Annotated in this window: 7 protein-coding genes; 3 read left to right on the top strand and 4 right to left on the bottom strand. The window is 40.7% G+C overall.

The genetic code is table 11. The features are described 5' to 3' along the window. From hcp to Q8907_10900, 4 genes are all read right to left on the bottom strand, one after another. The coding region (gene hcp / locus Q8907_10915; GenBank protein ID MDP4274778.1) for a hydroxylamine reductase at positions 1-1,606 on the bottom strand (1,606 nt) is incomplete at its 3' end. A gap of 199 nt (positions 1,607-1,805) precedes the next feature. Beyond that, complete coding sequence (obgE, locus tag Q8907_10910; GenBank protein ID MDP4274777.1) at positions 1,806-2,798, bottom strand: GTPase ObgE; 993 nt, start codon at positions 2,796-2,798, stop codon at positions 1,806-1,808. A gap of 82 nt (positions 2,799-2,880) precedes the next feature. Beyond that, entirely contained in the window at positions 2,881-3,456 is a 576-nt protein-coding gene (locus Q8907_10905; GenBank protein MDP4274776.1) for an adenylate kinase, read from the bottom strand. A 98-nt stretch (positions 3,457-3,554) separates the two neighbouring features. Then, on the bottom strand, positions 3,555-4,091 hold the full coding sequence (locus Q8907_10900) for a phosphoribosyltransferase family protein (protein ID MDP4274775.1): 537 nt from the start codon (positions 4,089-4,091) through the stop codon (positions 3,555-3,557). 227 nt (positions 4,092-4,318) lie between these two features. Here Q8907_10900 and purE point away from each other — a divergent pair, with 227 nt between their 5' ends. The 3 genes from purE to Q8907_10885 all read left to right on the top strand — a co-directional run. Then, the gene (gene purE, locus Q8907_10895) at positions 4,319-4,828 is read left to right on the top strand and encodes a 5-(carboxyamino)imidazole ribonucleotide mutase (GenBank protein ID MDP4274774.1); all 510 of its coding nucleotides are present in this window, start codon (positions 4,319-4,321) and stop codon (positions 4,826-4,828) included. Positions 4,829-4,847: 19 nt separating this feature from the next. After that, positions 4,848-5,681, top strand: a complete 834-nt coding sequence (locus tag Q8907_10890) for a hypothetical protein (protein ID MDP4274773.1) — start codon at positions 4,848-4,850, stop codon at positions 5,679-5,681. 40 nt (positions 5,682-5,721) lie between these two features. Beyond that, the coding region (locus Q8907_10885) for a helix-hairpin-helix domain-containing protein (GenBank protein ID MDP4274772.1) at positions 5,722-6,631 on the top strand (910 nt) is incomplete at its 3' end.

The raw sequence follows: 6,631 nt of genomic DNA, 5'->3' as shown, positions 1-6,631 counted from the left end.
GGGCAATGCCAAAGTTATCCACAAGGATTTTGGCAATATTCGGAGAAAGGAAGCCAGGTAATGTCGGCCCCAGGTGAATATTTTTAACACCCAGATATAAAAGGGCCAACAGGACAATCACAGCTTTTTGTTCGTACCAGGCAATGTTATAGATAACGGGCAAATCGTTTATATCTTTCAAACCAAATGCATCCCTGAGTTCCATGGCGATCAGGGCCAGGGAATAAGAATCGTTGCATTGTCCGGCATCCAGAACACGGGGAATACCATCGATGGCTCCAAGATGAAGCTTATTATAACGGTATTTTGCACAGCCGGCAGTTAAAATAACCGTATCCTTGGGTAATTTTGAAGCAAAATCGGTATAATATTGCCTGCTATTCATCCGGCCATCACAACCGGCCATGACCACGAATTTTTTAATCTTCCCTGCTTTTATTGCTTCAACTACTTTCCCTGCCAGGTTGTGAACCTGATTATGGGCAAAGCTGCCGGTAATGGCACCGTTCTCAATTTCAACAGGGGGCTGGCATTTTTTAGCCAGAGCTATAATTTCCGAAAAATCTTTTTCACCTCCGGGAAGCCTGTCGGAGATATGTTTAAAGCCGGGATACCCGGTAACACCCGTAGTAAAAACCTTATCCGCATATTTCGCTGTTGATAATGGCGGGACCAGACAATTGGAGGTAAAAAGTACAGGGCCATTAAACGATTCAAATTCTTCTTTTTGTTTCCACCAGGAACTGCCATAGTTTCCAATCAGATGTTTATACTTTTTAAATGCAGGATAATAATTGGCCGGCAACATCTCACTGTGGGTGTAGACATCCACGCCACTCCCCTCGGTCTGTTTCAGCAGTTCCTCCATATCGTGCAGGTCATGACCGCTGATCAAGATCCCCGGTTTTTTCCCTACCCCTATATTCACCTGCGAAATTTCGGGATTACCATAAGTTGAAGTATTTGCCTTATCGAGCAATGCCATGGCTTTTACGCCATATTCACCGGTTTCCATCACCAATTTCACCAGATCCTCAGCAGTCAGGCTATCATCAACAGTAGCCAGCAATCCTTTCTGCATAAACGCACAGACAGAGTCATCATAAAAACCCAGATTATTTGCATGCTCCGTGTAAGCAGCCATTCCCTTAATTCCATAGGTGATCATTTCGCGAAGCGAGCGGATGTCTTCATCAGAGGTTCTTAATACACCTACCTGTACCGCTTTACTTTCAAATGCCTCATCAGTATTTGCCTGCCAGGTGGCAGATTCGGGGAGGTTTTCGAACTCAACCCCCACCCGGGTAAGCTGCATTCTTAATTTATTCCTGAGTTCCAGACCTTTTTTCACCCTGCCAATAAAATCCTGTTTGTCAAAATTAGCATTGGTGATGGTGGCAAAAAGACTTCCGGTAATAAAGGTATTGGCTTCCTCCAGTTCCAATCCTTTTTCTCTGGCTATAAGCGCAAAATGAGAAATGCCCTTGAGGACATAAATAAGCAGATCCTGCATAACTGCCAGGTCATCTGTCTTTCCGCAAACACCTCGTATGGTACATCCTGTACCTTTGGCTGTTTCCTGACATTGAAAACAAAACATACTCATAAGCGTTGATTTATGATTATTATTGATTCAGGTAAATATATGCAATAATTATCAATAAATCAGTATATGAGCCTATCAAAGAGTTAAAAAAATCTTCTGTTAAACTTCCTTTTTACTGATTTGACAAGCATGTCTTATCATTTTCCCTGGGAAATATATATAAATCCAGGGATAGCGGATCTGTCAGGCAGTTTTTGAATTAAGCATTCAATTCTTTCCAGAGCAAATCTTTTAACTGGGAGATTCCCATTTTGGAGACAGCCGAAATAAAAACCGAAGGGATATCTTTGGGCAGGTTTTTTTTCAATTCATCAATAATTTCCTGATCCGCCAAATCCGATTTTGTAATAGCCAATATCCTCTTTTTATCAAGCAATTCAGGATTAAACTCCTTTAATTCATTGAGTAATATTCCGTATTCCTTGCAAATATCGTCGCAATCCACGGGGACCATAAACAGAAGCATGGAATTTCGTTCTATATGGCGAAGGAATCTTAAGCCCAGCCCTTTTCCTTCGTGAGCCCCTTCAATTATTCCGGGGATATCAGCCATAACGAATGATTGATTATCCCTGTAAGATACGATACCAAGGTTTGGGACCAATGTAGTAAAGGGATAATTGGCAATCTCGGGCTTAGCAGCCGAAACCACCGAGAGCAAAGTTGATTTTCCTGCATTAGGGAAGCCGACTAATCCGACATCGGCAAGGATTTTCAATTCAAAGATTTTCAATCCTTCCTCTTCGGGTTCTCCAGGTTGTGCAAAACGGGGAGTCTGCCGGGTAGCAGTAGCAAAGTTGGCATTCCCCAATCCGCCACGGCCTCCTTTGCAAACAATTTTTTCTTCGCCATGGCTGGTTATTTCAAGGATAAATTCCCCGCTTTCGGCATCTCTGACCACGGTGCCCAATGGTACTTCGATAATTTCATCTTTGCCGTCAGCACCTGTTTTCAAAGAATCGCCGCCGTTTTCACCTTTCTGGGCAAAAATATGTTTTCTGTATTTAAGATGAATTAGTGTCCAAAGCTGTTTGTTTCCCCTTACAATGACATGTCCGCCTCGGCCACCATTGCCTCCGTCTGGACCACCTTTTAACAAAAATTTTTCGTGACGCAGGTGAACAGATCCTCTTCCCCCTTTACCGGAACGACAAAATATCTTCACATAATCGACAAAATTGGACTCACTCATTATTTCGCGTATAAATATTACTAACTCGTTGAAAAATTAAATTGATCAGCTTGCAGTTAATTAAGTAAATAAAAACTGTTATTTATAACAACTTATCAATTTCATGGCAAAGGGCATTAAAAATTTCTTCGACGCTGCCCACCCCTTTCACTGAAACAAATTTGCTTTGAGACTGATAATGATCTTTTACGGGAGCAGTTTCTTTGGCATAAACCCGTACCCTTTTCTCAATAACGGAAATATTCTGATCATCAACACGTCCTGAAATTTTGCCCCGGTTAAGCAAACGGGCCACCAGTTCGTCGTGCCCCACTTCAAGGAAAATCATTGCCGACACAGCAGTTCCCCTTAATTCCAGCAACTCATCCAAGGCTTTAGCCTGTGCCGGAGTACGTGGGAACCCGTCAAAAATAAATCCCCTGGCATTCTGATTAGCTTTCAATTTGGAGTCTATCATACCTATAACAATCTGGTCGGACACCAAATCTCCTTTATCAATAATTGATTTGGCCTGAATTCCAAGTTCTGTTCCGGCGGCAATCTGTTCACGCAACAAATCACCGGTGGAAAGATGGATCAATTGATATTTTTCCAACAATTTGACAGCCTGAGTTCCTTTGCCGGCTCCTGGAGGGCCAAATAATACTAAATTAAGCATATTTATTCAAATTAAATAAATTCATTATTTTTAGTAAAAAAAGTTTGCGAAGATACCACAGATTTATGGTCTTTCTAAAAAAAAAAATCTTTTTAAAATCAAGGGACCAAGGCATATAAATCCGGGTAATTTCTTCCAAGGCCGTTATAATCGAGGCCACAGCCTACAATAAATTTATTGGGCACTTCTATGCCTACGTAATCAAGGGTAATGTTCCCTTTGAAAATTTCCGGCTTCAAAAAGAGGGTTGCAATTCTGATTTCTGAGGGGTGAAATGACCTGAGTTTTTCTACAGTTTTTGCAATAGTTGTACCTGTGTCAATAATGTCTTCTAAAATAACCACCATGCGATTTGCCAGGTTCTCATTTAACCCCACCAATTCTTTAATTTCGCCCGAAGAATTCAATCCTTTGTAAGAAGAAAGCTTAATGAAGGAAAGTTCGCAATTAAAATTCAGTCTCTTCATTAAATCGGAGGTAAACATAAACGACCCATTTAAAATACTGATAAACAGCGGGTTTTTATCACAAAGCTCCTGATTCATTCTCAGAGCTATTGCATCCACAGCTTTCTGAACATCCGGGGAAGGAATACAAATTTCAAATTTCTTATCATGCAAACAAAGAGTATTCATTATTCAATTTTTAAGAAGCAGGATAAATATTATTTACACTTTCACCCTTCAAGTTTTAATTTAAAAAATATTTTCTTATCTTTAATAAAGCAAGGTAAATTATTAGCCAGATGCTCCAATCCAAAAATAATATTTTTTTGATTGCCTAAAAATAATTTGCTTTTAATATTCGTATCCAGTTTATAGGTATAAATTAATATTTTTGCTGATAAAAAAACAATTGATACATGAAACCACTAGTAAGTATTATTATGGGCAGTACTTCCGATTTACCTGTTATGGAAGAAGCCGCAAAATTGTTGAATGATTTTAAAATTCCTTTCGAAGTAAATGCCTTATCGGCCCACCGTACACCGCGCCAGACAATGGAATTTGCACAAAATGCGCACAAAAGGGGAATCAAGGTAATTATTGCAGGGGCAGGCGGGGCAGCCCATTTACCGGGAGTAATCGCAGCCCTTACCCCATTGCCTGTTATCGGTGTTCCAATTAAAGCTTCGATTTCATTGGATGGTTGGGATTCAATCCTGTCTATGCTTCAAATGCCCCCGGGAATACCCGTTGCAACAGTAGCCCTCAACAGTGCCAGAAATGCAGGTATCCTTGCAGCCCAAATTCTGGGAACAGGAGATGAGAAAATTTTTGCCACTATTCTTGACTTTAAGGCAAGCCTCGAAAAGAAAATTGTTGATGCCAACAAGCAGTTAAACAATATAAAATACGATTTCAAGGTATAAACCCTAAAACTGCAGGGCCATGAAGACGATGTACTACTTGTCGTTGCTTTTTTTCATGTTTCTGTTCACTTTAATCATTCCACCTGATGCTTATCCTGCCGGAGATAATTATCCGGCAGGTGCACGTCAGGCAGGTATGTCCAATGCCTCAGTCATGATGTCTGATCTTTGGACAGGTTGCTACCACAACCAGGCAGGCCTTGCACAAATCTCACATATCAGTGCCGGCTTCCATTATGAAAACCAGTTTTTTATTCCCGAAAATGCTTTCCGGGCTATGGCAGTTGCCGTTCCTACAAAATCCGGAACTTTAGGATTGGATTTCTCCTCTTTTGGCTATTCAAAATATAACGAGAATAAAGTTGGCCTGGCTTTCGGCCGTTCCTTCTCCAAAAAATTTTCTACTGGCATCCAGCTCGACTACTTCTATTATCACATTGCGGAAGATTACGGCAATGTGGGGGTAGTTACAGTTGAAGCAGGTATTTTATCCGAACCGGTAAAAAATCTGTTTTGGGGATTGCATATTTTTAATCCTGTCCGTGCCAAAATCGGAAAAACCGGAGAAGAAATGCCGCTGGTCTTTCGCGCAGGATTGGGCTATAACTTTTCAGGGAAAGCATTTGCAAGCATTGAAACAGAAAAGGACAACCGGTACAAACCAGTTTTCAAGGCCGGTTTTGAATATTGCCTGGTAAAAAATATTTATCTGCGTTCAGGAATCTCTTCAGAAACTTCTGGTTATTCATTCGGACTGGGATGCCTCATGAAAAAGATCAAAGCAGATATTGCCTTTACGCATCACCAGATTTTAGGGTTCACCCCGCATTTTACCATGAGCTGTGAATTTTAATCCCCACAGTCAGATTATTTGTTCACTTTTTCCTCTCATTATGGAGAAAAGCAGGATAATATTACTAATCATTTTAAGTATTCTGATTCAGTCCGTTCAAGGGCAGAAGACTGAGGTCGACAATCAGGATGTTGCAGAAGAATACCTGGAAGAAGCAGTTGAAAACAGTGATGAAAACGCAGACCTTTCAGAATATACCCAGGATATGGACTATTTTATTGACCATCCCCTGAACCTGAATGCTGCTACAACCGAAGACCTTGAGAAATTCGGGTTTCTCACCGACTTTCAAATTAAAAGCCTGCAAGATTACATAAAAGAACACGGGAACCTTTTATCCATAAACGAACTGCAATATGTTTACGGATTTACAGCCGGCCTGACTGAAAAACTAAAACCCTATATTGTTGTCGCGCCAGTCGGCAAAGTAAACGTTGCTTCCTTTAGGGAAATGATTAAAAATCCCGGCCAGCAGCTTTGCTTCAAAACCATGCGCATACTTGAGCACCAACAAGGTTATTCCAGGTTATCCGACTCCGAATTAAAAGAGAATTCCAATTCCATGTATCTGGGAAATCCCTGGCAGATGTATATCCAATACCGGTTTAATGCATCAGACCATATCTATGCAGGATTTACGGCAGAAAAAGATCCGGGGGAGCAATTTTTCAAAGGAAACAATAAAAAAGGTTTTGACTTTTACTCGGCTCACCTTCAGTTAAAGAATACCGGGTTCATCAAATCCCTATGCATCGGAGATTATAAAGCAGAATTTGGTCAGGGGCTGATTCTCTGGCCGGGATTATCATTGGGCAAATCTGCAGATATTTATGGCATAAGCAAAAGATCAGAAGGGATCAGCAAATATACTTCCAGTGATGAGAACTCTTTCCTTCGCGGAATAGGAGCCACATTCGCAGTAAAAAATTTCAGATTATCCCTGTTTTATT

This window comes from Bacteroidota bacterium (genome assembly GCA_030706565.1).
Taxonomy (GTDB): Bacteria; Bacteroidota; Bacteroidia; order Bacteroidales; family JAUZOH01; genus JAUZOH01.
The sequence above is the reverse complement of the archived record's forward strand: the minus strand, read 5'-3'. Positions and strand labels throughout refer to the sequence as shown.